Genomic DNA, 25,648 nt, shown 5'->3' on the forward strand with positions numbered 1-25,648 from the left:
CATAGTGTCACCTGCCATGACGATCCGGGTGGTGGAGTGGTCGACGGGGTACCTCGGGCGGATGGCGGTCGAGGGGATCGACGCCCGTCCCGAGCTCGAGCTGGTGGGGGTGGTCGTCTCCGACCCGGCGAAGGTCGGGCGTGACGCCGGCCGGCTCGCCGGGATGGGCCGCGACCTCGGTGTCACAGCCACGGACGACGCCGCCGCGGTGCTGGCACTCCGGCCGGACGCCGTGGTGTACACCGCCGAGACCGAGACCCGGTTCGCCGAGGCGATCGAGGACTTCCACCGTCTCCTCCGCGCCGGGATCGACGTCATCGCCTCCGGGCCGGTGCTGCTGCAGTACCCGCTCGGCACGATCCCGGAGGAGATGATCGCCGCGTTAGACGCCGCCGGCCGCGAGGGTGGGGCCACACTGCACGTGAACGGGATCGACCCCGGCTTCGCCAACGACGTGCTGCCGCTGGCCATGACGAGTCTGGCCCGCCGGATCGACCACATCCGCGTCGCCGAGATCGCCGACTACACCGTGTACCACCAGGGCGAGACCATGCGCCGGCTCTTCGGTTTCGGCCGGCCCATGGACACCCTGCCGCCGCTACTGCGCCCCGGGATGCTCGCCGCCGGGTGGGGATCGGTGGTCCGGCAGCTCGCGGCCGCGCTGGACGTCACCCTCGACGAGCCGCTCGTGGAGAGGCACGAGCGCCTGCCCGCCGACCGCGATCTGTCCCTGCTCGCGTGCGAGGTGCCCGAGGGCACGCAGGCGGCGCTGCGGTTCGAGGTGGTGGGACAGGTCGACGGCGAGGACCGCATCGCCCTGGAACACGTCACCCGCACCGCGGTCGACCAGGCCCCCGACTGGCCGCGGCCCGATCACGGCGACGGCTGCTACCGCGTCGAGATCTCCGGGGAGCCGGCGATGCGCGTGGAGTTCACCCACCACGCCGAGGGCGGTGACCACAACGAGTCCGGCATGCGGGTCACCGCGATGCGACTGGTCAACTCGGTCGAGGCGGTGGTCGCGGCGGAGCCGGGACTCGTCTACGCCAAGGACCTGCCGATGATCACGGGCCGTGGCTTAATGGGCTGATGAGCCTCGTGCGCGCCGTCGTCGCCCTCGCCACCACCGCGGCCCTCGCACTGGCCGGCGCGGGCGCCGCCGCCGCGCAACCCGCCACCGATCCGTCGACGCGGGCGCCGCTGCCGGTGCCGCACTTCTTCTTCGCCGGGGCGGCGCAGGCGCTCACCGCCCCGGGTGCCGAGCTGGCCGGGGCCAACGACTGGTCGTGCCGGCCCACCGCCGACAAGCCCCGCCCGGTCGTGCTCGTGCACGGCACCAGTGGCGGTGCGGTGACCAACTGGGCCACCTACGGCCCGCTGCTGCACAACGAGGGCTACTGCGTGTTCACGCTCACCTACGGGGCGCTCCCCGGGCAGCCGTGGCCGATCAGCGTCCTCGGCGGGCTGTCCCACACGGCGGAGGTGTCGATGCCGCAGGTCGCGGAATTCGTCGACCGCGTCCTCGCCGCGACCGGCGCGCAGCAGGTCGACCTCGTCGGCCACTCCCAGGGCACGCTGGTCTCCGGCCTCGTGGCCAAGGTCGCCCGACCCGGCCGGGTGGGCACCGTCGCGGCGATCGCGCCGCTGTGGCACGGTTCCCGCGGCACGGGCTCCGGGGCCATCGGCGCCGCCCTGGCCAGCGGTGACCGTGGGCGGGCCGTCGAGGTGGCCCCGGCGCTCGGCCAGATGGCGGTGGGATCGGAGACCCTCGACCTGCTGTGGTCCGGCGGAACGCCGTACGCGCCGGACGTCACCTACCTCAACCTCGTCACCCGCTACGACCAGCTCGTGCAGCCCTACACCTCGGGCGTCGTCGAGGGGCCCGGGGCCACGAACATCGTCATCCAGGACGGGTGCGAGCAGAACCGCGCCGAGCACCTGGCGATCGCCGCGGACGGTCGCACGGCGGACTTCGTGCTCAACGCCCTCGACCCGCACCACCCGCGAGAGCCCCGCTGCGAGCCGGTGGCCCCGTACCTGGGACCGGTCCCCGCGGCTCCGGCCCTGCCGGCCGTACCGGGCTCGTGAACCGTCTCCGGACGCGGGCCGACGCGGCCCGTTCGGCGGTCTCGGCGGTAGCGGGTCTGGCCGTGGCGGCGGCCCTCGTCGTCGTCGCCCCGGGAGCACCGACCCCCACCGCCGCCGCCACTCCCGCCCCCGCCACCGCCCCCGACCCCGCCGCCGGAGTCGGGTGGCGCTGGTGGGACGGCGCCGCGCACCAGCTCACGCACGGCCTCGCCGACCCGCCCGGCCTCAACCGCGACGACTGCCGGCCGAGCCCCGACCGGCCCGTGCCGGTGATCCTTGTGCACGGCACCGGCCTCAACGGCGGCAACTCGTGGGCCACTCTCGGCGGGGCCCTGGCGGCGGAGGGCTACTGCGTGTGGGCGCCGACCGTCGGCGCGCTCCCGGGACTGGGCGCGGCCGGCGGCCTGGCATCCCTCACCGGGGCGTCCGCCCCGCAGCTCGCGGCCGAGATCGACCGCGTCCGCGCCCTCACCGGCGCGGCGGAGGTCGACCTCGTGGGGCACTCGCAGGGCGCCATCATCGCCTCGTACGTCGCCGCCACCGCCCGCACCGACGCGGTACGCACGGTCGTCACCCTCGGCGCCGACCCCGCCCGCTCCGGCGAGGGGCCACCGGAGTTCGTCACCGACCTGCTCGGCGTCCTGTCCGCCGAGACCGCCGAACGTGACGCCGAGGCGACCCTCGCGTGGCTGGGCGACGAGGGCGTGCCGTTCGCGCGCGGCGTCCGCTACGTGGCCGTCTCGTCGGACTACGACGAGCTCACCGGCCCGGTGGTCGCGCCGCAGGTGCCGGACTTCGTCGACCTGCGCGTCGTGCGTCTGCAGGACGGGTGCGAGGCCGACCGATCAGGGCATCTCACGGTTCTCGCGTCGCCACGGGCGGTGGACCTGGTGATCGACGCCCTGGGCGGGCCGCGGCGCGGTGGGCACGGCGGGCCGGGCGCAGGCGAAGGGCAGGGCGCGGGCGCAGGCGCGGGGCTCGAGGTGTCCCCGCCCCGATGCGTGCTGGCGGACCAGCTCGTGGGCGTGCTCGCGCCCGTCCCTGCCCGCTGAGCCGGGCCGACCACGCAGCCGCTCCCCGGCATGGCGTCTCGCGCGCCCCGCGGGGAGGGCGAGACGCCATGGGCAGGAGCGGCTGCGGTCACCGCGTACCGGGGCGCACGCGAGACGCCATGGGCAGGGGCGGCTGCGGTCAGTCGAGGCGGAGGCCGGTCTCGACGTCGAACGCGTGGACCTCGGCGTCGACGTGGCGCACCCGGACCCGCTGGCCGACCGAGGTGGCGTGGCCGCGGTCGAGGCGCAGGGCGATGCGCTCGCCGCCGGCCGTGTGCCCGTACGCGAAGGCCTCGGCGCCCAGCTCCTCCACCAGTTCGACCGTCAACTCCAGCCCCGGCTCGCCCTCACCGACGAGCCGCATCGACTCCGGGCGGGCGCCCACGGTGACGCGGTCGCGGCCACCGAGCGGGGCGGGCACGTCGATCTCGGCGTCACCGACACGGGCCCGGCCGTCGACGACGGGCGCCTCGATGAGATTCATGGCGGGCGTGCCGATGAAGCCGGCGACGAACGCGTTGACGGGCCGGTCGTACAGCTCGCGCGGCTCGGCCACCTGCTGCAGGACGCCGTCCTTGAGCACCGCCACCCGGGTGCCCATGGTCATGGCCTCGACCTGGTCGTGCGTGACGTAGACGGTGGTGACGCCGAGCCGACGCTGGAGCCCGGCGATCTCCCCGCGCGTGGAGACGCGGAGCTTGGCGTCGAGGTTCGACAGCGGCTCGTCCATGCAGAACACCTTGGGTCGGCGCACGATCGCCCGGCCCATGGCCACCCGCTGGCGCTGGCCGCCCGACAGCTGCGAGGGCTTGCGGTCGAGGAGGTTCTCGAGCTGCAGGACGCGGGCGGCCTCCTCGACCTGGCGGCGGGTGTCGGCCTTGTTGACGCCGGCGTTGCGCAGCGCGAAGCCCATGTTCTGCGCGACCGTCATGCTGGGGTAGAGCGCGTAGTTCTGGAAGACCATGGCCACGTCGCGGTCGCGTGGGGCGACGCCGGCCATGTCCCGGTCGCCGATGAGCACGCGGCCCTCGTCGACCGGCTCCAGGCCCGCGAGCATCCGCAGGCTCGTGGACTTACCGCACCCGGACGGGCCGACGAGCACGAGGAACTCCCCGTCGGCGATCTCCAGGTCGAGGGCGTCGACGGCCGGCGCCGACTTCTTGTCGAAGCGGCGGGTCGCGTGGTCGAAGCGGACGGTGGCCATCGGGCGCGGGTGCTCCTCGGGAAGTGGGGACGGGGGAGTCGGGAGAGGGCCGGGCGGCCCCGGCCGCCGGAGCGGGTGCTGCGGCGGCCGGGGTGGTGGCCGGGTCGGCGGCCTCAGCCGTCGAGCTTGGGCCGGATCTGCGAGTCGATGATCTGCGCCGTCTCGTCCTGCACCTGCTGCATGGCCTGGCGGACGTCGGCGCCGCCGAGGACCCGGTCGAACGCGCCACCGATGCGCCGGCCGCCGTTGGGGACCAGCACGCGGGCGTTGTCCTGCGGGCGGGTGTGGGCGAGCTGGTCGATCGCGGTGGCGGCCTGCGGGGTCTCGGCGAGGTAGGCCTTGATCTCCTCCGCCTCGCGCGCGGACTTGCGGACCGGCATGTAGCCCGTGCCCTGGGCGAACCTCGCCGTGGACTGGGTGTTGGTGAGGAAGTCGATGAACTTCATGGCGTTGAGCTTGCGCTCGTCCGAGATCCCGGCGGGGATCGCGACACCGGCGCCGCCGGTGGGACAGGAGTTCTTCTCGGCCGCGCCGGGCAGGAAGGCGGTGCCGAACTCGAAGTTCGCGTTGGTCTTGGCGGCGGCCAGCGATCCCGTGGAGGCGAGGGCGCAGGCGGCCAGGCCGGAGCCGAACTCGACGATCGAGTCGGCGGAGACCACGAGGAAGCCGTCGTCGTTCAGCTGCGTGACGTACTCGACGCCCCGGATGGTGCCGTCCTCGGTGAAGGTGGGATCCCAGTCGCGGGAGAAGGCGCCGTCGAAGTCCCAGACGATGTTCTGGGCGGTCCAGTCGATGTAGTTGGACCCGTCGTACATGGCGATCGCGTGCTTGCCGTCGCCGATCGCGTCCTGGAGCCGCGGTGCCCACTCGGCGAACTCGGTCCAGTTCTCGGGCCCGCGGTCGGGCAGTCCGGCCGCCTGCCAGACCTCCTTGTTGTAGTAGAACAGCGGCGTCGACCGGGCGAACGGCACACCGTAGTTCTCACCCTCGAGGACGTAGTCGCCCAGCAGGGCGTCCACGAAGTCGCCGGTGTCCACGCCGGCCTCGGTGAAGAGGTCGCCGAGGGGCGTGATCTGGTCGTTGAGGGCGAAGTTGAACCAGGTGACGTCGGAGAGCACCACGACGTCGGGCAGGTCCCCGCCGGTGAGGGCCGCGTTGAACTTCTGGGCGACCTCCTCGTAGTTGCTGCCGCCGTCGACGAGGTTGACCTTCAGGTCGGGGTTCTCGGCCTCGAACGCGTCGATGATCTCCTGCTCGAGCTCCTTCGAGGTGCCCGGGTGGTTGGACCAGAAGGTGATGGTGCCGGTGTCGCCTCCGCCGGAGGCCCCGCCGCCGGTGCCACCGTCGGTTCCGGAGTCGGAGCCGGTGCCTGCGCACGCGGTGAGGGTGGTGGCGGCGGTCGCGGCGCCGAGCACCCCGAGGAAGCCGCGGCGAGTGAGTGGATTCATGGTGGTGGATCCTTTCGGTTGTGCCGGACCGTGTCGGGTCAGGACGGTGGTGGTCTGGGGTGTCGGGCGGGTCAGCCCTTCACCGCGCCGGAGGTGAGGCCCTTGATCATGTGGCGCTGCAGGATCAGGAAGACGATGAGGATCGGGGTGATGGTGAGGATGGTGGCGGCCATGACCATCGGCCAGTCGGTGTAGCCGCCGTCGGTGTTGACCAGGCGGGCGAGGCCCACCTGCAGCGGGGCGACGGCGTCGTCGGAGGCGATGAGGAACGGCCACAGGTATTCGTTCCACTCGTTGACCAGGGTGATGAGCGCGAACGCGACCAGGGTCGGCCAGCTCATGGGCAGCACCACCCGGAACAGGAGCTTGAGGTGGCCGCACCCGTCCATGCGGGCGGCCTCGATGATCTCGAACGGCAGGCTGAGGAAATGGTTGCGCATGAGGAAGGTGCCGAACGCGACCCCGGCCAGCGGGATGATGATGCCCTGGAACGTGTTGATCCAGCCGAGCTGCGCGACGAGTGCGTAGTTGGAGATCACGGTGATCTGGTTGGGCACCATGAGCGCGGCGAGGACCAGCATGAACAGCAGCCCGCGGCCGGGGAAGCGCAGGAACACGAAGGCGTAGGCGCTGATCACGCCGAGCGTGATCTTGACGACGGCGAGCACGCCGGTGATCACCAGTGAGTTGGTGAAGTACTGCAGGAACGGTACGTCGGCGAGGACCTGCGGGTACGCGTCGGTGGTGATGGGTTCGGGCCACCACACCGGTGGCTGGACGTACACCTGGTTGTCGGGCTTGAGTGAGGTGATGACGACCCAGAACAGGGGTAGGCCGATCACGAGCAGGACGAGCGCCATGACGGCGTAGCCGACGATCTTGGCGGTCCGGGAGCCACCCTGGATGGTGTTCATCGCATGTTCCTGTCCATGACGCGGACCTGGAGGACGGTGATGACCAGGAGTATGAGGAACATGATCGTGGCGACGGTGGCGCCGTAGCCGGCGCGGAAGTTCTGGAACGTCTCCTGGTAGACCTGGAACACCATGGTGGTGGTGGCGTTGCCCTGGGGGCCGCCGCGGGTCATCACGTAGATGATGTCGAACACCTGCAGGGAGTTGAGCATGACGGTGATCGACAGGAAGAACGTCGTGGGCCGCAGCATCGGCAGGGTGACGCGCCGGAAGGTGGTCCAGCGGCTGGCGCCGTCAATCTCGGCGGCCTCGTAGAGCTCGGCCGGCTTGGCCTGCAGGGCGGCGAGGTAGATGACGAACGTGTAGCCGAGGTTCTTCCAGATGTAGGTGATGGTGATCATCGCCAGTGCCCAGTCGGGGTCCTGGTAGAAGTCCGGCACCGGCAGTCCGACCATGGTGAGCAGCGAGGCGACCATGCCGAACCGGGGGTCGAAGATGAACTGGAAGGCCACGCCGATCGCCGCACCGGCGATCACGAACGGGGCGAACACCGCCGAGCGGACGATCCCACGGCCCACGAGCTGCTGGTCCAGGAGCAGGGCCAGCGCGAGGCCCAGGACCATGGAGCCGACCACCGCGGAGACGGTGAAGATGCCGGTGTTGCGCAGGATCAGCCAGCTGTCGTCGCGACCGAACCACTCGATGTAGTTGTCCAGCCCGATGAACGTCGATGTGGGCGAGGAGATGTTCCACTCGAAGAAGCTCAGCCGGACGTTGTCGAGCAGCGGGCGGTAGGTGAACACGCCGAGCAGTACGAGGTTGGGCAGCACCAGCGCGAGGAACAGCGCCTTCTCCCGGAACGCCCCACCCGGGCGGAGGCGGCGCCGGGCCGGGCCGCGGCCGGTGTGGCCGTCGGGTGCGGTCGCCGGGGTGGCGGCGACCGGGGAGGGGGGTGTCTGCACGGTGGTAAGCCTCGTCGTCGGTGGTGAACGGACTCTGACCGGACGATAGACCACAGGTGGCCCGCCGAGGGCGAAACAGTACAGATGTTGAAAAGGGGGGTGCGAGACCGCTTGTCGCGACCGCTTGTCGACCGCTTGTCGCGACCGCTTGTCGAGCGCTTGTCGCGACCGCCCCGCGCGGCGTGGGGCTAGTAGTTCCAGTCGCCCTGGCCGTCGAACGGCCCGAACTGGCGCCCGGGACCGTTCTTGACGATGAAGGGATCGCCGTTGCGGGTGGTGTCGTAGTACCAGCGGGCGTCCTCGGGGCTGACGTTGATGCAGCCGTGCGAGACGTTGCGGACGCCCTGGTCGGCCAACGACCAGGGGGCGGAGTGGATGTAGATGCCGTCGTAGCTGAGCCGGACGGCGTCGTTGACGATCGAGTTGTAGCCGCCGTCCTCGACTCGCAGGCCGAAGGTCTCGGAGTTCATGCGGACCTGCCGTCCGCGCTGACCGGTGTAGTAGACGCCGTTGTAGGTGTCCATGCCGGGGCGGCCGGCGGAGGCGCGCATGGTGCGCACGACCTGGCCGTTGCGGGTGACGGTGATGAGCTTGGTCCGGTCGTCGAACTCGGCGATCACGGCGTCTCCGGTGCGGAAGGACTGCTGGCGTTTCCCGCCGGCCCACACGGTGACGGAGGTGTTCACGGGCCAGAACTGGTGTGGGCGCCACCGCAGCTCGCGGTCGCCCACCCAGTAGAACTTGCCGGCGACTGCCGGCTCGGTGCGGATGCCGATCGTCGCCTCGGCGAGGGCGCGGTCGCGGATGGGGCGGTCGAAGAAGAACATCACGGGTTGGGCGACGCCCACGACCTCGTTCGGGGTGGGGAAGACGTGGACGTCGCCGTACTCGGGGACCGGGCGGGCGGGGCCGACCACGGGATAGGTGAGGACGGGATAGGCGGGCACGCCCGGGATCAGCGGGGTGGGCAGGGGGGCGTTCTCCAGCTGGGGGATGCCGGGCGGGCTCAGCGGCATCACGGACTGGGCCCGCGCGTCGGGCGCGGTCCCGGTGACGGCCGGGAGTCCCAGGACGAGGGCGCCCACGGCGAGGATCGCGGCGACGACCGTGGAGCGGCGGGTGCGGGGCATCGGGACTCCTCGGTCGGTCAGCGTGTGCTCAGTGTCCGACCAGACATTTACAAGGAGATGCCGCGCGCCACAACCGGTGTGCGCCTGCGCGGTCAGTAGTTCCAGTCGCCCTGGCCGTCGAAGGCCCCGAACTGCCGGCCGGGGCCGCCCACGACGATGAACGGGTCGCCGTTGCGGGTGTTGTCGTAGTACCAGGCGGCGTCCTCGGGGCTGAGGTTGATGCAGCCGTGGGAGACGTTGCGGACGCCCTGGTCGGCCACGGACCAGGGGGCGGAGTGGATGAAGATGCCGTCGTAGCTCAGGCGGACTCCGTCGTTGACGACCGTGTCGTAGCCGCCGGCGGCCCGCGACAGGCCCCAGGTCTCCGAGTCCATGCGGACCTCGCGGGCGCGCCAGCCGTTGTAGTAGATGCCGTTGTGGGTGGCGTAGGCGTCGCGGCCGGCGGAGGCGGGCATGGTGCGCACGACCTGGCCGTTGCGGGTGACGGTGACCTGGTGGGTGGCGTCGTCGTAGGTGGAGACGATCGCGTCGCCGGTGCGGAAGGTGTGTTCGCGGCCGCCGGCCCACACGGTGACGGCGGTGTGGGCGGGCCAGAACTCGTGGGGGCGCCAGCGCAGTTCGGTGTCGCTGACCCAGTAGAACTTGCCCTCGACGGACGGCGCCGAGCGGATGCCGACGCCCGCCTCGGCGGCCGCGCGGTCGGCGACGGGGCGGTCGAAGGTGATCATCACCGGTTGTGCGACGCCGACCGTCTCGCTGGCGGTGGGGTAGACGGACGCGACCGCCGCGTCGATCACGGGTCGCTGCGGCGCGGGGACGGGGATCGTGAGGACGGGGGTGAGGCCGAACAGGGAGGGGATCGGCAGTGGTGCGGTCTCCATGCCCAGGACGCCGGCGGAGCCGGAGGAGCCGACGGAGTCGAGGGACTGGGCGGAGGCGGTGGGGGAGAGGCCGACGACGACGAGGCCTGCCGTGGCCACGAGCGGGGCGATGATCCGGGATCGGCGCGACATCGGACTCCTCGGAGCGGGCCGCGATAGTGCGGCGGGGGCGGGCGGCGATGGACGCGGGGACGGGCCGGGCACAGCTCCGCCCCACGCGTCACATCAGTAACACGAGCAACAATAGCGTTGCGGCGGCCCGCCTGTACATCCCGTGCGCCACCGGGCATTTCCGCGGCGGAGCCCGGTCGGCGGGCGCCATCCGGCTGCGATCCGGCCCGGGGCGCGCGGGGACCCTTCCAACGTTCATTGGTAACGGGCGCCCGAGAAGTGCAGGTAGGCCTGCTCGCGGCCCCTTGCTGAGCAAATGTCAGCGACAGAATGCCTGCTCACCGGGTTGAGGGGGTCTCGCGTGCAACATATATTCGTGTCAGTCACCGTCTGAGGGGTCGGTGGCGAGAGTGAAGTGGTTGCTGAGGGGCTACGACTTCGCACAGAGGGGCCGGTCGTGAGACCGGGGCACCTGGGGGGTGCCGGCCCGCGGCCTTTCAGGGCAGCGTGGAGGAAGGGATCGCTCGCGGTCTCGTTCCGAACAAGTGGAACGGCGTCGGATGCTGAGGGGCTCCGGCGCCGTTCCCCTATTTCCGGGCCGGGGCCGGAGCCGGAGCCAGAGCCAGGGCCGGGGCCGGGGCTGGAGTCAGGCCGGGTCAGGCCAGGATGCGCTGCGCGACCCGGTGGAGTCCCGTCAGCGCGGCGGCCTCGGCCTCCGGTGAGCGCGGCGTCTCCGGCCCCAGCAGGGTGATGTGCCACAGCTCGTCCCCGGACACCAGGATCGTGTGTACCTCGATGCCGCCGCCGGTCGGGGCGGCCACGCAGTCGATGTAGGCGGTGTCGAGGTCGGGTCGGACGGGGGCGGGCGCGCCGGGGGCTGCCGGAGCGGCGCCCTCGATCGCCGCGGCGTCGGAACCACGCACCTCCGAACACGCGTAGCGGACGCCCAGGAGCGTCGCCTGCCCGGCCAGTGCCGCCTCGGCCCCGCCCCGCGGCGTGACCACCCCCGCGGCGAACGTGTCGGGGACGATGTCCGGGTCGAACGCGGGCGTGGTCGCGGTGGTCGTGGTAGTGGTCGCGGTCGTGGAGGTCGGGGACGCGGCGGTGGTCGACTCGGTCGTGTCCTCCGCCTCTTCTTCCGACTCCGCCCCGGTCTCGGACTCCGCCGCCGCCTCTTCTTCGGCCTCGAGCCGCTCGGGCGAACCGGGGCCGCCATAGGTGCACAGCAGGCCGAGGTCGCCGGAGCCGGTGGGGTCGACCTCGGGCATGTCGGCACGGGTGAGCTCGATGACCTCCTCCGTGGACAGGTCGAGCAGCTCGCACGCGTTCAGCCGCTCGCCCGGGGCGGACCGGCCCTCGACCATCGCCGCGGCGACGTCGTACTGCGGGTTGGGGGTCAGCCGCGGGGGACCGGAGTCGGCCGCGTCCTGCGCGGCCGTGCAGCCGGCGACGGCGGCGGCCGCGGCGACCGCCGCGAGGGCGGCGGATCCGCGAGCGAGACGACGACCGGGTGCCGGTCGGGGTCGCGGGGATCGCATGGCCCGATCCTACGGTGCGCCCTACCGGACGCCCGCCCGACGTCCGCCGTTCATCCCGCGTGCGCCGTCCCCTCATGCGACGCGGCCACACTGGCGCCGTGGAGTCGAGACCCGGTGCATCTCCCGTCGGTGACGGACGGCGGCGTCCGCGCCCGCGGCCGGCGCCGCTGCCGGGGCCGGCGCTCGGCTACCCGCGGGCGCTCCTGCAGGACGACGGCCGCACGCCCGAGGCCTGGCGGGAGGTCGTGGCGACCAGGGATTTGGGCCAGGGCATCACCCGGTTCGACGCCCTGGCCGACGACCTGCTGTCCCTGGCCGCCCACCGACGCTCGGGGCTGCGGATCGTCCCTGCCGATCGGGACCCGTCGGTGGACGTGGTGGTCCTCGACGGGCCTCTCCGGGGCGCCTGTCGGCTCGTCGACCGGATCGACGAGTCGCTGAGGCAGGGCCTCGTCGTCGGCACACTCGAGGGCAACACCGCGGTGGCCGAGCACCGCTGCCACCTCGACCTGGACCCCACGTCCGGCGCGGTCACCGCGACGGTCCGCACGGTGTGGCGGCCGCGGACCTTCTACGTGCTGCCCGGCGCCGCGACGCGCGAGGCACGCGCCCACGCCCGGATGGCGGAGCGACTGCTCCGCGCCCTGGCCGCGCCGCCCACCGCGGCGCGGGCGTAATCGGGCACGGGTAGCCGAACGCGGCGGCGACGGCCCCGGCGCCGGTTCGCGGTGTCAGTCGGTGGTGTCGGCTCGCGGGTCGGGCATCGCCACCGAGTCGGCGACCGCGTCGAACGCCTCACGGATGCGGTGCTCGAGCAACGAGCCCGACTCGTCGATCCGCCAGCGCTCCACCGCGACCCGCAGGATCGCGATCGACGCCGCCGCCACGGTCGCGGCCTCCACAGAATCCGGCTCGCGGCCCTCCCGGCGTGCCACCAGCTGCGCGAGCTCCTTCTCCGTGATCGCCAGGATCTCGTGCACCTGCGTCCGCACCCCGGGCTCGCGCCGCCACATGTCGTGGAACCGGTCGAACGCCCCGCTGCTGCGCCGCGCGTTGGAGACCTGGTGCCACATGAGGCGGGCCAGCGCGGTCATGGTGGACACGCTGCGGTCGGTGAGGAACTCCCGGACGGCCTCACGCCCGGCCGGGGGAGTGTCCGGGATGCACGCGGCGGCCTTGGACGGGAAGTAGTTGAAGAACGTCCTGCGCGACACGTTCGCGGCGCGGGCGATCTCGTCGACCGTCACCGCGTCGAGCCCGCGCTCGATCACCAGGTCGACCGCCGCCGCCGAGATCACCGAGCGCAGTTCGCGCCGTCGGTCCTCGGTGCGGTCGGCGCCGGAGGCGGCGCCCGCCGACCCGCCCATGGCCCACCTCCCGGCTCCTCGTCTCAGGTGCTGCTGTCGCCGACTCTACTGAGCGGCCCGGCCTCTATCCTGGCGGTATGCGCAAACCCACCGGTATGGCACCCGACACACTCGCCCTGGGTGCGACCTCCGCGATCCTGCTCGGTGTCCTCGCCGGATGCGGCGGCGGGTCGGAGCCCGCCGCGGAGATGGGCACCATCCGGACCGCCCCGGTCGAGACCGCGCAGCCCGAACTCCCACCGGTGCAACCGGTCTCGGAGGGGGACTGCCCCTATCTCTCCGTCGAGGAGGTCACCGGGGCGTCCGGCACGCCCACCGACGAGGCCCGGGTGGACGACAGCGTGGACCCGGCGGCCTGCTTCTTCTACGACGCCGACGGTGCCGTGCACCTCACCACCACCGTCTACGAGGTGTCCTCCTCCGCGCGTGCCGGGGAACTGGTCACCGAGTCCGCGCCGCCGGACGCGTCCGAGCCGGCGGAGGCCGAGGGCGGATGGGGCGGCGGCGTCACGGTGGGGCCCGCCGGCGCGCTGGCGGTGCTCGCCCGCGACAACCGCGTCCTGGCCGTGCAGTCCACCGGCGACGACGCCGCCGTGGTGCGGGGTGTCGTCGAGATCGTGGCGCCGCGCGTGGCCGACTGAGCGCGCGTGGGCGGACCGGGCGGCCCCGCGGCCCGGGCGCGTGTCGGCCGGCTCAGCCCTCGGTGACCATCGCGAGGATGAGCTCGGCCATGCTCCGGGCCGTCATCGCGGTCGTGCGGACCTCGCCCAGCATCGCCGCGGTGACCGACCCGTCGTGGAGCAACGCCAGGCGCTCGGCGAGGTCGGTGATGTTGTCCGGGTCCTGCAGGCCCATCGCGGTGAGCTCGTCGCGCAGGGTCTGAGCCACCCACGCCCGCTGGTCGGCCACCGCCGCGCGGATCGCCCGCTCGCCGTCGGTCGCGGGGCTGGGGAACTCGATCGCGGCCGCGAGGTGGCAGGACCCGGGCATCGCCGGTTCCACCTGCTCCCGCACGATGTCGAACAGGGCGAGGATGCGGCCCCGGGCGTCCGGGGCGAGGTCGGCGCGGCGGCGCCACAGGTCGCGGTCCCGCTCGCCGACCGACCTCAGGTACGCCACCACCAGCTCGTCCTTCGAGCCGTAGGTGTTGTAGAGGCTGGCCTTGGCGACCCCGGCCTCCCGCAGGATGCGGTCGATCCCCACGGCCCGGATGCCGTCCGTGGAGAACAGACGGGTCGCCGTCGCCAGGAGCCGCTCCCGCGGTCCGGGCTTGGTCGACCGTGTTCTCGTCACGGGTAACAGAGTATCGGCAGTGATCACCGGCACCACCTCCGCCGCGGCGGGCGCGGGTCAGTCCCCGGGCCCGCGGCTGTGCTGGGAGGCGTCAGGATCGGGCGTCGGCGTGCCGTCGGGGGCGTCCGGGACCTCGGGCGCCTCGGCCGTGCGGCCGGTGAGGAACTCGCCGGCCCTTTGCTGGACGGTGTCGATCCGGGCGGCGTGCGCGCCGCCGGTACGCGCGTCGAACGCGTCGCCGGCCTTGTCGAGGGCGGCCTCGACCTTGTCGGGGTTCTTCCGCGCGAACTCGCGGGCCTTGTCGAACAGTCCCATGTCGATCTCCTGTCGTGAGTGCCGGTCCGGGTGCGGGCCCGGGCTCGGGTGGGGTGGTACGCGGACGGCCCGGCCCCGGAGTGGGGGCCGGGCCGTCCGGACAGTGCGCTGCGCCGAGCGGGTCAGACCCGGCTGCGTCCGCGGCCGCGGACGAGGGAGACGACCCAGATGAGCAGGCAGGCGCCGATGATCGCGGCGATGAAGCCCCACAGCGAGAAGGCCTCCGGCATACCGCCGCCGTCGCTGGTGAGGAAGGAGACGATGAGCCCCACGACGAAGGCGCCGACGACGCCGGCGAGCACGTTGGCGACGAACCCCATCTGGGCGTTCCGGCCCATGATCATGGAGGCGATCCAGCCTGCGAGGCCACCGACGATGATCCAGGAGATGATGCTCCACAGCATTGTGGTTGTCCTTTCCCGAGAGTCGTTCTCGGCCCGGGACGGGCCGCTCACTCAGGAGAACACGCTGAGGCAACGAACGCTTCCGATCGGGCGCGCCCGGTGATCAAACGTCGCTCACTCGTTACGTCCCCGTGTCCTCAGGCGACCTCCACCGAATCCGGGTTCTTCTCGATGTACCCGGCGACGAACGAGCAGGTGGGGCGCACGCGCAGTCCCTCCTCGCGGGTCACGCGCAGGGCCTCGCCGACCAGCTGACCCGCCAGGCCGCGGCCGCCGAACTCCGAGGCGACGACCGTGTGCGGGAACTCGCGGACCCCGTCCGGGTGGTCGTGGTACTCGGCCTGGCCCGCCACGACGTCGCCCACCAGGATCTCGAACCGCCCCGCGGCGGCGTCGAGCCGGACCTGAACGTCTCCCGAGTTGCTCATGAGTGCGACTCCGGACGGACGACCATCACGGGACACGGCGCGGCCTGCAGGAGCGCGCGCGAGGTGGAACCGAGGACCATGCCCGCGAATCCGCCCCGCCCGTGGGAGCCGACGACGACGAGCTGGGCGTTCTCCGACTGCTCGACCAGTGCCCGGACCGCGCGATCGCGTGTCACGAAGCGCTGCACCTCGACATCCGGGTAGCGGTCCGAGAAGCCCGCCAACCGCTCCGACAGCGTCTGGAGCTGCTGCTCCTCGAGCTGCTTCCAGTCGTCCTCCGAGAGGGAGATGCCGGCGGCCGCCGCCTGGACCTGCGGGTCCATCCACGTGTGCACCGCGACGAGCGGGGTGGCGCGTGCGGACGCCTCGGCGAAGGCCCACTCGGTGGCCTTGGCGCTGACCTCGGAGCCGTCGATTCCCACCACCACCGGCCCGGTGCGGTCGAGGTCGTCGGTGTCCTCACGGGTCACCACGACCGGGCTGAACGCGTGGCTGGCCACGGCGGCCGACACCGAACCCAGGACCATGCCCTTGATGCCGCCCAGCCCGCGGGAGCCCAGGACGATCATCTTGGCCTTGCGCGAGTAGTCGATGAGCACCTGCGCCGGGTTGCCCTCGACGATCGCGTGCGAGACCTCGACACCCGGCGCGACCTTCTCCGCGGTGGCCCGCGCCTTCTCGATGATCGGGTGGCACTCGCGCTCCAGCTCGTCGTAGACGGGCTGCGGCGGGATCATGCCCTCCGCGAACATCGCCGCGGGCATCGTGTAGGTGGTCACGAGCCTGAGCGGGACGCGTCGGGTGGCGGCGGTGTGGGCGGCGTAGGCGACCGCGCCGGTCGAGGCGGCGGAGCCGTCGACGCCGACGACGACGGTGTTCTCGAGGGAGCTCATGTCCCGAGCCTACCGCCGGGGTCCGACGGTGTACCCGGGATTTACAGCTGCTCGGGGAAAGGCGCGTTCGCGGGGTAGGCGAGGTTGAAGCTGCCCTGGAACGCCGGGAGGACGGCGCGACCGGGGCCGAAGAGGAAGAAGTCGACGACGACGTCGATCATGGGGCACTCCCGGGGCTCTAGTGGTGCGTGTGATGCACGAGACAGTTGTTGCGCGAGTGAGTGTAGCCCACCGGATAGGGTGAGGGACATGTCCGGTTCCAGGCGACGTGCGCGGCCCCTGCCTCTCCGGGACGGCGTCGACCCGGTGCGGATCCGCCTCGCCGACCCCGGCCAGGGCCCCCGCAGCATCGTCGAGGAGCTGCGGCGACGCTTCCCCGACCGGCTCGCCGAGCTCGAGGCCGCCCTCGAGGCGGGGCAGGTCGTCACCGCCGACGGGGCGGCCGTCACCCCCGCCACCCGGCGGCACCGGGGGATGGACGTGTGGATGTACCGGACGCCGGACCCCGAGATCTCCGTGCCGTTCGAGATCGAGGTGCTCCACCGCGACGACCTCCTCGTCGTCGTCGACAAACCCCACTTCCTCGCGACCACCCCCCGCGCCGGACACGTCACCGAGACCGCGCTGGTGCGCCTGCGGCGCGACCTCGGCCTCGACGACCTCGCGCCCGCCCACCGCCTCGACCGGCTCACCGCCGGGGTCCTCGTGTTCACCGTCGACCCGGACCGCCGCGGCGCCTACCAGGACCTCTTCGCCGCCCGCCGCGTCACCAAGACCTACCTGGCCGTCGCCCCGGCCCCCGACGGCGTCCCCGCCGTCCGCGAACGCTCCAGCCGGATCGTCAAGACCCGCGGCGTCCTCCGGGCCGCGGAGGTCGACGGCGAACCCGACGCCCACACCCGCATCACCCTGCTCGACACCCGCGGCGCCGGGCCCGACCGACTGGGCCTCTACCGCCTCGAACCGACCACCGGCCGCACCCACCAGTTGCGCGTCCACATGAACGCCCTCGGCACCCCCATCCTCGGCGACGACCTCTACCCGGACGTCCTCGACGTGACCCCCGGCGACTTCACCCGCCCCCTGCAACTCCTGGCCGCCGAGCTCGCCTTCACCGACCCCGTCACCGGGCGACCACGCCGGTTCACCACGAGGCGCGCCCTCGACGCCTGGCCGGGCGGGCAGGATCAGGGTGCGAACCAGGGCAATCCCCCATCGGCCCCGGCTCCGAACTCCTGCAAGCTGTAGGTCGACCACCATGATCCGAGGGAGCACATGACCACCCAGGCCGAGACCCACCACCGCGCGGACGGGGCGGACTCCGCAGCCGCCGTCGCGACCGACCTCGTCATGACCTACGGGGAGGGCGAGACCGAGGTCCGCGCCCTCGACCACGTCAGCGCGACCTTCGAACGCGGCCGGTTCACCGCCATCATGGGCCCCTCCGGCTCCGGCAAGTCCACCCTCATGCACTGCATGGCCGGCCTCGACCGGCCCACCTCCGGCTCCGTCCGCATCGGCGACACCGAGATCGTCGGGCTCGGCGATAAGGACCTCACCGCCCTGCGCCGCGACCGGATCGGGTTCGTGTTCCAGTCCTTCAACCTCGTGCCCACCCTCACCGCCGAGGAGAACATCACCCTCCCGCAGGACATCGCCGGCCACACCATCGACCGCGCGTGGTTCGACGAGGTCATCGGCCGGCTGGGCATCGCCGACCGGCTCTCGCACCGCCCCTCCGAGCTCTCCGGCGGCCAGCAGCAGCGTGTCGCCTGCGCCCGCGCCCTCGTCGGCCGGCCCGACATCCTCTTCGGCGACGAGCCCACCGGCAACCTCGACTCCACCTCCTCCGCCGAGGTCCTGTCCATCCTGCGCAGCGCCGCCGACGACTTCGGCCAGACCGTCGTGATCGTCACCCACGATCCCCGCGCCGCCACCTACGCCGACCGCGTCCTCCTGCTCGCCGACGGCCGCGTGGTCCGCGAGCTCGAGCGCCCCACCGCCGACGACATCCTGTCGGCCATGGGCGCCCTCGAGGAGCGGTGATGGTCGGCAAGCACGAGGCGCGCCACGCGCCCCGCCACGCACGGCCCATGCTGCGCGTCTCCCTGCGCAACATCGCCGCCCACAAACTCCGCCTGCTCCTGTCGGTCCTCGCCGTGGTGCTGGGCACCGCCTTCGTCACCGGCTCGCTCGTGTTCACCTCCACCCTCAAGAGCACCTTCGACGGGCTGCTCGACCAGGGCACGCAGGACCTGTCCGCGATGATCGAACCCTCCGACCCGCGCGGCGCCGGGGTGCCGTTCGAGGTGGCCGAGCAGGTCCTGGACCTGCCCGGCGTCGAGGCCGCCACCCCCGGCGTGTCCGGCACCGTCGTGCTGTTCAACGCAGACGGCACCCCCTACCAGTCCGGCGGCGCCCCCTCCGAGGGCCTGGCGTGGGTCGAACCCGACCAGTCTGTCGGCGACTCCAGCTGGATCGTCGACGGCAGGGCGCCCGCCGGGGACGACGAGGTCGTCCTGCCCACCACCGTCCTCGAGAGCGCCGGGTTGTCCCTCGGCGACACCGCGCAGGTCTACACCACCAGCCAGGGCACGCTCGACGTGACGATCGTCGGCTCCTACGCCAACGAGACCGACATCGGCGGCTACGTGGGCGTCGGCTTCTCCTCCGACCGCGCCCGCGCCCTGTTCACCGACGGTGAGAACGCCTCGCAGATCTCCGTGCGCGCCGAACCCGGCGTCAGCCAGGAGCAGGTCCGCGACACCATCGCCGCCGAGTTCCCCGACTACACCGTGAGCACCGGCGACGAGATCCGCGAGCGGCTCTCCGAGCAGCTGTCCACCATCCTCGACTTCGTCAACTACTTCTTCGTCGCGTTCGGGCTCATAGCCCTGCTCGTGGGCACGTTCATCATCTACAACACCTTCTCCATGCTCGTCGCCCAGCGGCTGCGCGAGCTCGCCCTGCTGCGCGCCATCGGCGCGTCCCGTGGTCAGCTCACCCGCTCCGTCATGGCCGAGGCCGCCGTCACCGGACTCGTCGGGTCCGCGATCGGCGTGGTCGCCGGGTTCGGGCTGGCACAGCTCATCTTCACCGTGCTCGAGGCCCTCGACCTGGGTATCCCGTCCGGCGCCCTCGCGCTCACCCCGATGTCGGTCCTCACCCCGCTCGTGCTGGGCTTTGTCGTCACCGTGTTCTCCGCCTGGGCCCCGGCCCGGCGCGCGGGCCGCGTGGCCCCCGTGCAGGGCATGCGCGTCGGCTCCGCCTCCACCGAGGCCGGCGGCGTGTGGCGCACCTACATCGGCGTCCTCGCGGTGATCAGCGGGCTCGCCCTGGCCCTCATCGGCACGTGGAACGACTCCACCCGCGACGGCGCGATCACCGTCGGCGTCGGCGCCGCCGCCCTCATCATCGGCAGCTTTCTCGTCATGCCCACGCTGGCCAAGCCCATCGCGGGCGGCATCGGCCGCGTCATCGGCGCGCCCTTCGGCGCGGTCGGCAAGCTCGCCGCGACCAACGCCGGGCGCAACACCCGCCGCACCGCCGCCACCGCCTTCGCGTTGACCCTCGGGCTCACCCTGGTCGCCGCGTTCGGCACCCTCGGCGCCACCACCAAGGAGAGCGTCTCCGGCGTCATCGACCAGGACATCAACGCCGAGCTCGTCATCCAGGGCGTCGCCTCCCAGGGCCCGCCGACCCCGCTGCCCGGCGGCGTCCAGGACCGGGTCGCCGCCGTCGACGAGGTCGGCGAGGTGGCGTGGCTGGCGTTCTCCTTCGCCCAGCTCGCGGGTGAACCCCAGGCGCTCGCCGCCGCGGGCGGGCCGCTCGAGGAGATGATCGACGCGACCATGGTCGACGGCTCCCTGACGCCCGGCACGGACTCGCTGGTGGTGTCGCGCACCGTCGCACGCGACCGCGGCTGGACGGTCGGCGCGCGCGTCCCGCTCGTGGGCCCCGACGGCGCGGAGTCGACCCTGCGGGTGACCGGCGTCTACGAGGACTCCCAGATCCTCGGGCCGTTCTACACCGGTATGGACGTCTACGAACGCCTGGTGCCGGAGAACCTGCGCACGACGTTCATCATGCTCGCCTCCGCGGCCGAGGGCGTCAGCACCGACGAGGTGCTCGCCGCCGTCACCGACGAGCTCACCGACATCCCCATCGCCATGGTGCAGAGCAAGCAGCAGTACATCGACGTCCAGACCGGCGGGATCGACCAGCTTCTCTCGATCATCTACGCCCTGCTCGGTCTGGCGCTGGTGATCGCCGTCCTCGGCATCGTCAACACCCTGGCGCTGTCGGTGATCGAACGCCGCACCGAGATCGGGATGTTGCGCGCCGTCGGCATGCAGCGTTCGCAGATCCGCCGCACCATCAACCTCGAGTCCACGCAGATCGCCGTGTTCGGCGCGCTCGTCGGCGCCGCGGTGGGGGTGTACCTGGGCTGGGCGTTCGTCACCGTGCTCGCGGACAGCGGGCTCACGGAGACAACCATCCCCTGGGGCAGCATCGTCGTGGTGCTGGCGTCCTCGGCCGTGGTCGGCGTGCTCGCGTCGCTGTGGCCCGCCCACCGCGCGGCCAAGACGGGGCCGCTCGAGGCGATCGCGGACTGACGCCGCCGGTCCGCCGCGTGCGCCCGGGGCGCGGGCTAGCGGCTGCAGTCAGCGGCTGCGGTCAGCGGCGCAGGCCGAACAGGTTGCGGGGGCCGCGGTGCTCGTGTCGCGCGAGCACCGCGCCCAGCAGCTCGGCGTCGTGCCGGGCGTCGACCTCGGCACCCGCCAGACGTCCCACCGTGCGCTCCCACAGCAGACCCTCGTAGACCGTGAGCAGATCCAGGGCGGCGGTCGCGGGGTCGCGCAGGCCCGCGGCGTCGAGTGCGCCGACCAGATCGCTGGGGTCGAGCAGGGCGGCCACGAGGTCGCCGGTGTCCGACTTGCCGGCGAGCTCCACGATGAGGGCCGACCGGGCCGCCAGCTCGCCGCGATAATCCGCCAGCAGTCCGTCCACCATGCGGGTGAGCGTCGCGAGCACCTCGTCCGCGTTCGAGGACGCCAGGTCCTGGATGCCGGAGACCTCCACGAACCCCCGCAGCAGCGAGGTGAGCCGGTCGACGGTCAGCGTGAGCAGCTGCGAACGCGTGCGGCAGTAGTAAGAGGTGGAGCCGGAGGGCAGGCCCGCCTCCGAGTCCACGGCGCGGTGTGTGAGGGCACGGACGCCGTCCCTCGCCACGACCTCGATCGCGGAATCGGCGATGAGCATCCGCCGGTCCTCCATGGGGGCTCCCGTCGTCGTGTTCCCATACGGTGACCGGCTCGACCGGTGTAGCGCCGGCCCGCCCGCGGTCCCGATGACCCGAGCGACAGCCTATCGCCGACCGGGGTCGCCAGGCGCCGGAATGACGGACGCCCCGGCACCGGGTTACGGCGCCGGGGCGTTCCCGGGCTGGGATGTCGTGCGGGCCGGTCAGGCCACGGCGACGACCTTGCGCGCCCGACGACGCGCACGATGATGCTTCAGCGCGGTCTTCAGGCCCGCACGCTTGCCCTCAGGGGCGGGCAGCGGCGTGGGGAGCTCCTCGAACATCCGCTCGGAGTGGGTCTCCGGGGCGTCGTCCGCGGTGGCGCGCAGCATGTGGTTGGGCAGCGACAGCTTGGCGATGGTGCGCCACGTCTTGGCGTACTGCACCGGCAGCGGCCCGGCCACGTACGGCAGGTCGTACTTGTCGCACACCGCGCGCACGCGCAGCGACGCCTCGGACAGGCGGTTGGACGGCATGTCCGGGTAGATGTGGTGCTCGATCTGGTACGAGAGGTTGCCGGACATGAAGTCCATGATCGGCCCGCCGGTGAGGTTGGCGGAGCCGAGCATCTGCCGCAGGTACCACTCGGCCTGCGTCTCCTCCTGCACGTTCTTCTTGGTGAACTTCTCCGCCCCGTCGGGAAAGTGGCCGCAGAAGATGACGGCGTTGGTCCACACGTTGCGGATGCCGTTGGCGAGAAGGTTCGCGGTCGCGGTGGACTTCCACCCCTTACCCGACAGCGCCGGGTAGAGGACGTAGTCCTTGAGCAGCTGGCCGGACGCCTTCTTGGCGAAGAGCTTGAGCTTGCGCTTGGTCTCCCCGCGGTCGTCGCGGCCCTTGGCGACCTTGCCCAGCTCGAGGTGCTGGATGCCCACGCCCCACTGGAACAGCAGGGCCAGCACCGCGTTGTAGGCGACGTTGCCGTAGAAGAACGGGCTCCACCGCTGGTCGCGGGTCACGCGCAGCAGACCGAACCCCACGTCGTCGTCCATGCCTACGATGTTGGTGAACTTGTGGTGCAGGTAGTTGTGGGTCTGCTTCCAGTGCTCGGACGTACCGACGATGTCCCACTCCCAGGTGGTGGAGTGGATCTCCGGGTCGTTCATCCAGTCCCACTGCCCGTGCATGATGTTGTGCCCGAGCTCCATGTTCTCGACGATCTTGGCGACCCCGAGTGCGCCGGCGCCGACCGCCCAGGCGGTCCTGTTGCGCGAGCCGACCATGAGCAGGGCGCGGGCCGCGACCTCGAGGCCGCGCTGGAAGCGGATGGTGTTGTGGATGTAGGCGGCGTCCCGCTCGCCCAGGGAACCGATGATGTCCTGACGGATCTGCTCGAGCTCGGCGCCGAGAGCCTCGACGTCCTCCTCCGATAGATGCGCGAATTCAGGGATGTCGGTGATTGCCATGAAGCTACGGTAGCGTAACTTACGGTCGCGTAGGTACGTCCGGTTGCGCGGGTCACAGATTTGAGGTCGGGTGGACCCATCCCCGTACCGCGTCGTGGACGCGGCCCCAACTTCCTTTGTGGTCCTCGGTAACGCGCTGGCCTGCACCGGAGGCGAACGATGTTCTGATCGAAGTCACGGTTGTGTAACGTCGGGCGGGTTGGTGACGACATACCAGTCGTCGCGTAGGGATACGGACACGACAGCGCCTACCGCGGTACGAGCCAGTACGCACGAGTACGACACTTGAGGGGACACACACCATGAGCAACGCCAACGACATCTTCCTGCGGGCCATCCAGCCGGTCATCGACATCTTCTGGTCGCTGGTGTGGACCGCGACCGGCTCGACCGTCAGCGTCCCCCGTCCGACCTCGCCGGCGCCCGAGTCCGCCTGAGTCCTCGGAACGGGCCCACGCCCGTTCGTATACGACGGCCCGCCCCTCGACCAGAGGTGCGGGCCGTCGTCTGTTCCGGGGGTCGACGCCCCGCACCCGGGGTCAGAGACCGAACTTCTCGCTCCCGCCCAGGTCGACGGGGATCGAGGCCCCGGTGATCCCGGCGCCCGCGTCGCTGCACAGGTAGAGCGCCATGGACGCGATCGCCGACGGCTCGACCCACGGCTGGGGCATCTGGGTCATGCCGCTGTAGGTCTCCGCGGTGTCCTCGAGCGTCGTGCCCTTCCCGCCGGACATCATCTCGATCATCGCCGGGTTCTCGATCATCGGCGTGCGCACGTTGCCCGGGTGGATGGAGTTGCACCGGACGTTCGAGAAGCCGAGCTCCCCGGCGAGGGCCTTGGCGAGGCCGCGGACGCCCCACTTGGAGGTCGCGTAGCTGCCGGTGAACGAACCGCCGCGAAGGCCCACCATCGAGCTGATGAGCACCACCGAGCCGCCCCGGCCCGTGGCCAGGATGTGGGGGATCGCCACCTTGGTGGTGATCCAGGTGCCCTTGAGGTTGATGTCCATGGTGCTGTCCCACTCCTCCTCGGACCGCTCCCAGGTGGCGACGGGCTGCGGCGAGACGCCGGCGTTGGCCACCACGAAGTCCAGGCCTCCGAGCTCGGCGACCCCGGCGTCGACCGCCTCCTGCATCCCCGGCAGGTCGCGTACGTCGACGATCCCCGTCACGCAGCGCCGCCCCAGTGCGCGGACCGCCTCCGCGGTGGCCTCGAGATCCGCCGGCTCGGCCATGGGGTAGGGCACCGTCTCGATGTCCCGGCACAGGTCCAGCGCGATGACGTCGCAGCCCGCGGCGGCGAACGCCTCGCAATGGGCACGGCCCTGGCCGCGGGCTGCGCCGGTGACCAGCACGACCCTTCCGGTCAGATCGGTTGACGTGGAGGCGGGGTGCGACATGGTGAAACTCCTGACGATCGACGGCGGCGGGCCCTGCGGGGCCAGCCGACCTGCGGCATGCTTGAAGTCAACGTAAACAGACAGAACAGGTAGTGGTCATCATGCTTGAGCGGACACTGGTCCTAGTGGACACGTCCTATCTACTGGCAAGTTTTTACAACTCGTGGGAGGAGGGGGCGCGCGGGCAGCTGGAGATATCACTCGCCACGGTCGTGCACCGTTTAGACCAGGTCGCCCACAGCCTCGTGGACCAGCCGGTACAGAGACAGAACTGGTACGACGGCATACCGGATTCGGGCCCGCACCGGTACCAGCGCACACTCCGGGTGATCGAGGGCGTGCAGCTGCGCGCGGGCCAGTTGATCGAGTGGGGCGAACGCCGCACCCAGAAGGCGGTCGACACCCTCCTCGTGGCGGACATGATCCAGGCGGCCTACAAGGGGCATTGTTCGGACATGGTCCTGGTCACGGGTGACGCGGACATGATCCCGGGTGTCCGGGTGGCCGTGGAGGCCGGCGTGCGGATGCACCTGGTGGGCTTCGGCTGGGACTCCATCTCCTCAGCACTGCGGCACACCTGCGACACGACGACGGTGCTCGACCCGCGGACGGACTTCCACGACGCCATGCAGATCCGTGTCCTCGAGGGACCGATCCCGCCCAAGGTCCGCACGCCGTCGACCTCCCCGGTGCACCCGGGGGAGGACGGGCACGAGCCCGACACCCACGAGTCGGTGGACCTCATGGAGGTGGACCTGCGGGCCGATCGCGCGGCCGCGACCTCCGTCGCCGACGAGGCCCGCCTGACGATCGCGGACGAGGAGCGCGCCGCGGACGCGGAGGAGCTCGCCGCCGACGAGCAGGAATGCGTCGCCCGGATCGAGAGTGATCGCGACGGGCAGGACGTGGCGACAGGGCAGGAGCCTCCCGCTGCGGCCCAGTCCCAGTCCCCGGCCCCGGAGCCGGCCGCCAAGCCGGATGTCCCGCCCGTGGTGACGCCCGCCGACCTCGCGCCCAAGCCGGGTCCAGCGCCGCAACCGACGCAGAGTGCGCCGGAGGGGCAGGCCGGTTCGGTCCAGAAGTCCTCGGCGGCGGGCGTGCCGGAGAACGGGTCGTCGCGGCCCAACCCGTCGATGATGGCGCCGCACCGCCGGCCGTTGCGGTCCAAGTTCGTGCCGCTCCCCGAGGAGGTCTGGACCTCCGCCGGTGAGCAGACCCCCTTCGACGTGGGGCAGCAGTACGCCACCTGGTGGTATGAGCAGGCCGCGACCGAGCAGCAGCGGGACGAGGCCCACCTCCTCTCCGGCGGTGTCCTCCCGCCGTCGATCGACCGCCCGCTCCTGCAGTTCGCCTGTCAGATGCTCAACGAGTTCACCCTGACCGAGGCGCAGCGTGTCCGGCTGCGAGACGGGTTCCACGAGGGCATCCGCGCGGTCCTGCTCAAGCACCGCTGACCGTCCGCACCGCTTCTAGAAGGGTGGTGTGTCGGGGTCGGGTGCGGGGGTGTCGGCG

26 protein-coding genes are annotated in these 25,648 nt (G+C 71.8%); 10 read left to right on the forward strand and 16 right to left on the reverse strand.

Annotated features, from left to right (window positions below):
• Nucleotides 1-16: 16 nt before the first annotated feature.
• From RWK90_RS16840 to RWK90_RS16850, 3 genes are read left to right on the forward strand one after another with little or no spacing between them, the layout of a single operon-like run.
• Nucleotides 17-1,090, forward strand: coding sequence for a diacylglycerol kinase (locus RWK90_RS16840; RefSeq protein WP_314038778.1), 1,074 nt, complete (start codon nt 17-19; stop codon nt 1,088-1,090).
• Nucleotides 1,090-2,088 (forward strand): alpha/beta fold hydrolase, encoded by a 999-nt coding sequence (locus tag RWK90_RS16845; RefSeq protein ID WP_314038779.1) that lies wholly within the window; start codon nt 1,090-1,092, stop codon nt 2,086-2,088. The genes RWK90_RS16840 and RWK90_RS16845 overlap by 1 nt, the downstream gene beginning before the upstream one ends.
• On the forward strand, nt 2,085-3,140 hold the full coding sequence (locus RWK90_RS16850; protein WP_314038780.1) for an alpha/beta fold hydrolase: 1,056 nt from the start codon (nt 2,085-2,087) through the stop codon (nt 3,138-3,140). Before RWK90_RS16845 ends, RWK90_RS16850 begins: the two co-directional genes overlap by 4 nt.
• A gap of 139 nt (nt 3,141-3,279) precedes the next feature.
• Here the strand turns inward: RWK90_RS16850 and RWK90_RS16855 are convergent, their stop codons facing one another.
• The 7 genes from RWK90_RS16855 to RWK90_RS16885 form a co-directional block, all read right to left on the reverse strand.
• On the reverse strand, nt 3,280-4,344 hold the full coding sequence (locus tag RWK90_RS16855; protein ID WP_314038781.1) for a sn-glycerol-3-phosphate ABC transporter ATP-binding protein UgpC: 1,065 nt from the start codon (nt 4,342-4,344) through the stop codon (nt 3,280-3,282).
• A 113-nt stretch (nt 4,345-4,457) separates the two neighbouring features.
• The gene (locus RWK90_RS16860; protein ID WP_314038782.1) at nt 4,458-5,792 is read right to left on the reverse strand and encodes an ABC transporter substrate-binding protein; all 1,335 of its coding nucleotides are present in this window, start codon (nt 5,790-5,792) and stop codon (nt 4,458-4,460) included.
• 71 nt (nt 5,793-5,863) lie between these two features.
• On the reverse strand, nt 5,864-6,706 hold the full coding sequence (locus RWK90_RS16865; protein WP_314038783.1) for a carbohydrate ABC transporter permease: 843 nt from the start codon (nt 6,704-6,706) through the stop codon (nt 5,864-5,866).
• Entirely contained in the window at nt 6,703-7,551 is an 849-nt protein-coding gene (locus RWK90_RS16870) for a sugar ABC transporter permease (protein ID WP_314038806.1), read from the reverse strand. Before RWK90_RS16870 ends, RWK90_RS16865 begins: the two co-directional genes overlap by 4 nt.
• Nucleotides 7,552-7,856: 305 nt before the next feature.
• The gene (locus RWK90_RS16875; protein WP_314038784.1) at nt 7,857-8,798 is read right to left on the reverse strand and encodes a L,D-transpeptidase; all 942 of its coding nucleotides are present in this window, start codon (nt 8,796-8,798) and stop codon (nt 7,857-7,859) included.
• A 92-nt stretch (nt 8,799-8,890) separates the two neighbouring features.
• Entirely contained in the window at nt 8,891-9,811 is a 921-nt protein-coding gene (locus RWK90_RS16880; protein ID WP_314038785.1) for a L,D-transpeptidase, read from the reverse strand.
• Between the two features lie 635 nt (nt 9,812-10,446).
• Nucleotides 10,447-11,328 carry a hypothetical protein gene (locus tag RWK90_RS16885; RefSeq protein WP_314038786.1) on the reverse strand — a complete coding sequence of 294 codons (882 nt, stop codon included), beginning with the start codon at nt 11,326-11,328 and terminating at the stop codon, nt 10,447-10,449.
• 98 nt (nt 11,329-11,426) lie between these two features.
• Between RWK90_RS16885 and RWK90_RS16890 the strand changes: the two genes are divergently transcribed.
• Complete coding sequence (locus RWK90_RS16890; RefSeq protein ID WP_314038787.1) at nt 11,427-12,005, forward strand: DUF1990 family protein; 579 nt, start codon at nt 11,427-11,429, stop codon at nt 12,003-12,005.
• 54 nt (nt 12,006-12,059) lie between these two features.
• Here RWK90_RS16890 and RWK90_RS16895 read toward each other — a convergent pair whose 3' ends face one another.
• Nucleotides 12,060-12,695, reverse strand: coding sequence for a TetR family transcriptional regulator (locus RWK90_RS16895; protein WP_314038788.1), 636 nt, complete (start codon nt 12,693-12,695; stop codon nt 12,060-12,062).
• Nucleotides 12,696-12,772: 77 nt separating this feature from the next.
• Between RWK90_RS16895 and RWK90_RS16900 the strand changes: the two genes are divergently transcribed.
• Entirely contained in the window at nt 12,773-13,336 is a 564-nt protein-coding gene (locus tag RWK90_RS16900) for a DUF2020 domain-containing protein (protein WP_314038789.1), read from the forward strand.
• A gap of 52 nt (nt 13,337-13,388) precedes the next feature.
• On the opposite strand, the gene RWK90_RS16905 is transcribed toward RWK90_RS16900, so the two are convergent.
• From RWK90_RS16905 to RWK90_RS16925, 5 genes are all read right to left on the reverse strand, one after another.
• Nucleotides 13,389-13,988, reverse strand: coding sequence for a TetR/AcrR family transcriptional regulator (locus RWK90_RS16905; RefSeq protein ID WP_314038790.1), 600 nt, complete (start codon nt 13,986-13,988; stop codon nt 13,389-13,391).
• A 57-nt stretch (nt 13,989-14,045) separates the two neighbouring features.
• Nucleotides 14,046-14,303: an antitoxin gene (locus RWK90_RS16910; protein ID WP_314038791.1), complete on the reverse strand. Its 258-nt coding sequence runs from the start codon at nt 14,301-14,303 to the stop codon at nt 14,046-14,048.
• Nucleotides 14,304-14,425: 122 nt separating this feature from the next.
• The gene (locus RWK90_RS16915) at nt 14,426-14,707 is read right to left on the reverse strand and encodes a GlsB/YeaQ/YmgE family stress response membrane protein (RefSeq protein WP_314038792.1); all 282 of its coding nucleotides are present in this window, start codon (nt 14,705-14,707) and stop codon (nt 14,426-14,428) included.
• Nucleotides 14,708-14,844: 137 nt separating this feature from the next.
• On the reverse strand, nt 14,845-15,135 hold the full coding sequence (locus RWK90_RS16920) for a GNAT family N-acetyltransferase (RefSeq protein WP_314038793.1): 291 nt from the start codon (nt 15,133-15,135) through the stop codon (nt 14,845-14,847).
• Nucleotides 15,132-16,028 carry a universal stress protein gene (locus tag RWK90_RS16925; RefSeq protein ID WP_314038794.1) on the reverse strand — a complete coding sequence of 299 codons (897 nt, stop codon included), beginning with the start codon at nt 16,026-16,028 and terminating at the stop codon, nt 15,132-15,134. The genes RWK90_RS16920 and RWK90_RS16925 overlap by 4 nt, the downstream gene beginning before the upstream one ends.
• 249 nt (nt 16,029-16,277) lie before the next feature.
• Between RWK90_RS16925 and RWK90_RS16930 the strand changes: the two genes are divergently transcribed.
• Genes RWK90_RS16930 through RWK90_RS16940 form a run of 3 tightly spaced genes read left to right on the forward strand, consistent with a single transcriptional unit; the run spans nt 16,278 to nt 20,644 of the window.
• Complete coding sequence (locus tag RWK90_RS16930) at nt 16,278-17,276, forward strand: pseudouridine synthase (RefSeq protein ID WP_314038796.1); 999 nt, start codon at nt 16,278-16,280, stop codon at nt 17,274-17,276.
• A 27-nt stretch (nt 17,277-17,303) separates the two neighbouring features.
• Nucleotides 17,304-18,074, forward strand: coding sequence for an ABC transporter ATP-binding protein (locus RWK90_RS16935; protein WP_314038797.1), 771 nt, complete (start codon nt 17,304-17,306; stop codon nt 18,072-18,074).
• Nucleotides 18,074-20,644, forward strand: coding sequence for an FtsX-like permease family protein (locus tag RWK90_RS16940; RefSeq protein ID WP_314038798.1), 2,571 nt, complete (start codon nt 18,074-18,076; stop codon nt 20,642-20,644). The genes RWK90_RS16935 and RWK90_RS16940 overlap by 1 nt, the downstream gene beginning before the upstream one ends.
• 61 nt (nt 20,645-20,705) lie before the next feature.
• Here the strand turns inward: RWK90_RS16940 and RWK90_RS16945 are convergent, their stop codons facing one another.
• Both RWK90_RS16945 and RWK90_RS16950 read right to left on the reverse strand, forming a co-directional pair.
• Complete coding sequence (locus RWK90_RS16945; RefSeq protein ID WP_314038799.1) at nt 20,706-21,305, reverse strand: transcriptional regulator; 600 nt, start codon at nt 21,303-21,305, stop codon at nt 20,706-20,708.
• A gap of 189 nt (nt 21,306-21,494) precedes the next feature.
• Nucleotides 21,495-22,736, reverse strand: coding sequence for an acyl-CoA desaturase (locus RWK90_RS16950; protein WP_314038800.1), 1,242 nt, complete (start codon nt 22,734-22,736; stop codon nt 21,495-21,497).
• 302 nt (nt 22,737-23,038) lie between these two features.
• Here RWK90_RS16950 and RWK90_RS16955 point away from each other — a divergent pair, with 302 nt between their 5' ends.
• Nucleotides 23,039-23,173: a hypothetical protein gene (locus tag RWK90_RS16955; RefSeq protein ID WP_314038801.1), complete on the forward strand. Its 135-nt coding sequence runs from the start codon at nt 23,039-23,041 to the stop codon at nt 23,171-23,173.
• A gap of 102 nt (nt 23,174-23,275) precedes the next feature.
• On the opposite strand, the gene RWK90_RS16960 is transcribed toward RWK90_RS16955, so the two are convergent.
• Entirely contained in the window at nt 23,276-24,136 is an 861-nt protein-coding gene (locus RWK90_RS16960) for a mycofactocin-coupled SDR family oxidoreductase (RefSeq protein WP_314038802.1), read from the reverse strand.
• Between the two features lie 101 nt (nt 24,137-24,237).
• Here RWK90_RS16960 and RWK90_RS16965 point away from each other — a divergent pair, with 101 nt between their 5' ends.
• Nucleotides 24,238-25,590 carry an NYN domain-containing protein gene (locus RWK90_RS16965; RefSeq protein WP_314038803.1) on the forward strand — a complete coding sequence of 451 codons (1,353 nt, stop codon included), beginning with the start codon at nt 24,238-24,240 and terminating at the stop codon, nt 25,588-25,590.
• The last annotated feature ends 58 nt before the right edge of the window (nt 25,591-25,648 follow it).

Origin of the sequence: Dietzia sp. CH92, assembly GCF_032248695.1 — a bacterium.
Lineage (GTDB): Bacteria > Actinomycetota > Actinomycetes > Mycobacteriales > Mycobacteriaceae > Dietzia.

Bases quoted from the DNA above. Each gene is read 5' to 3' on its own strand.
- RWK90_RS16840 (WP_314038778.1), top strand. From the start codon at position 17: ATGACGATCCGGGTGGTGGAGTGGTCGACGGGGTACCTCGGGCGGATG.
- RWK90_RS16845 (WP_314038779.1), top strand. From the start codon at position 1,090: ATGAGCCTCGTGCGCGCCGTCGTCGCCCTCGCCACCACCGCGGCCCTC.
- RWK90_RS16855 (WP_314038781.1), bottom strand. From the start codon at position 4,344: ATGGCCACCGTCCGCTTCGACCACGCGACCCGCCGCTTCGACAAGAAG.
- RWK90_RS16860 (WP_314038782.1), bottom strand. From the start codon at position 5,792: ATGAATCCACTCACTCGCCGCGGCTTCCTCGGGGTGCTCGGCGCCGCG.
- RWK90_RS16865 (WP_314038783.1), bottom strand. From the start codon at position 6,706: ATGAACACCATCCAGGGTGGCTCCCGGACCGCCAAGATCGTCGGCTAC.
- RWK90_RS16875 (WP_314038784.1), bottom strand. From the start codon at position 8,798: ATGCCCCGCACCCGCCGCTCCACGGTCGTCGCCGCGATCCTCGCCGTG.
- RWK90_RS16880 (WP_314038785.1), bottom strand. From the start codon at position 9,811: ATGTCGCGCCGATCCCGGATCATCGCCCCGCTCGTGGCCACGGCAGGC.
- RWK90_RS16885 (WP_314038786.1), bottom strand. From the start codon at position 11,328: ATGCGATCCCCGCGACCCCGACCGGCACCCGGTCGTCGTCTCGCTCGC.
- RWK90_RS16895 (WP_314038788.1), bottom strand. From the start codon at position 12,695: ATGGGCGGGTCGGCGGGCGCCGCCTCCGGCGCCGACCGCACCGAGGAC.
- RWK90_RS16900 (WP_314038789.1), top strand. From the start codon at position 12,773: ATGCGCAAACCCACCGGTATGGCACCCGACACACTCGCCCTGGGTGCG.
- RWK90_RS16910 (WP_314038791.1), bottom strand. From the start codon at position 14,303: ATGGGACTGTTCGACAAGGCCCGCGAGTTCGCGCGGAAGAACCCCGAC.
- RWK90_RS16915 (WP_314038792.1), bottom strand. From the start codon at position 14,707: ATGCTGTGGAGCATCATCTCCTGGATCATCGTCGGTGGCCTCGCAGGC.
- RWK90_RS16920 (WP_314038793.1), bottom strand. From the start codon at position 15,135: ATGAGCAACTCGGGAGACGTTCAGGTCCGGCTCGACGCCGCCGCGGGG.
- RWK90_RS16925 (WP_314038794.1), bottom strand. From the start codon at position 16,028: ATGAGCTCCCTCGAGAACACCGTCGTCGTCGGCGTCGACGGCTCCGCC.
- RWK90_RS16930 (WP_314038796.1), top strand. From the start codon at position 16,278: ATGTCCGGTTCCAGGCGACGTGCGCGGCCCCTGCCTCTCCGGGACGGC.
- RWK90_RS16935 (WP_314038797.1), top strand. From the start codon at position 17,304: ATGACCACCCAGGCCGAGACCCACCACCGCGCGGACGGGGCGGACTCC.
- RWK90_RS16940 (WP_314038798.1), top strand. From the start codon at position 18,074: ATGGTCGGCAAGCACGAGGCGCGCCACGCGCCCCGCCACGCACGGCCC.
- RWK90_RS16945 (WP_314038799.1), bottom strand. From the start codon at position 21,305: ATGGAGGACCGGCGGATGCTCATCGCCGATTCCGCGATCGAGGTCGTG.
- RWK90_RS16950 (WP_314038800.1), bottom strand. From the start codon at position 22,736: ATGGCAATCACCGACATCCCTGAATTCGCGCATCTATCGGAGGAGGAC.
- RWK90_RS16955 (WP_314038801.1), top strand. From the start codon at position 23,039: ATGAGCAACGCCAACGACATCTTCCTGCGGGCCATCCAGCCGGTCATC.
- RWK90_RS16960 (WP_314038802.1), bottom strand. From the start codon at position 24,136: ATGTCGCACCCCGCCTCCACGTCAACCGATCTGACCGGAAGGGTCGTG.
- RWK90_RS16965 (WP_314038803.1), top strand. From the start codon at position 24,238: ATGCTTGAGCGGACACTGGTCCTAGTGGACACGTCCTATCTACTGGCA.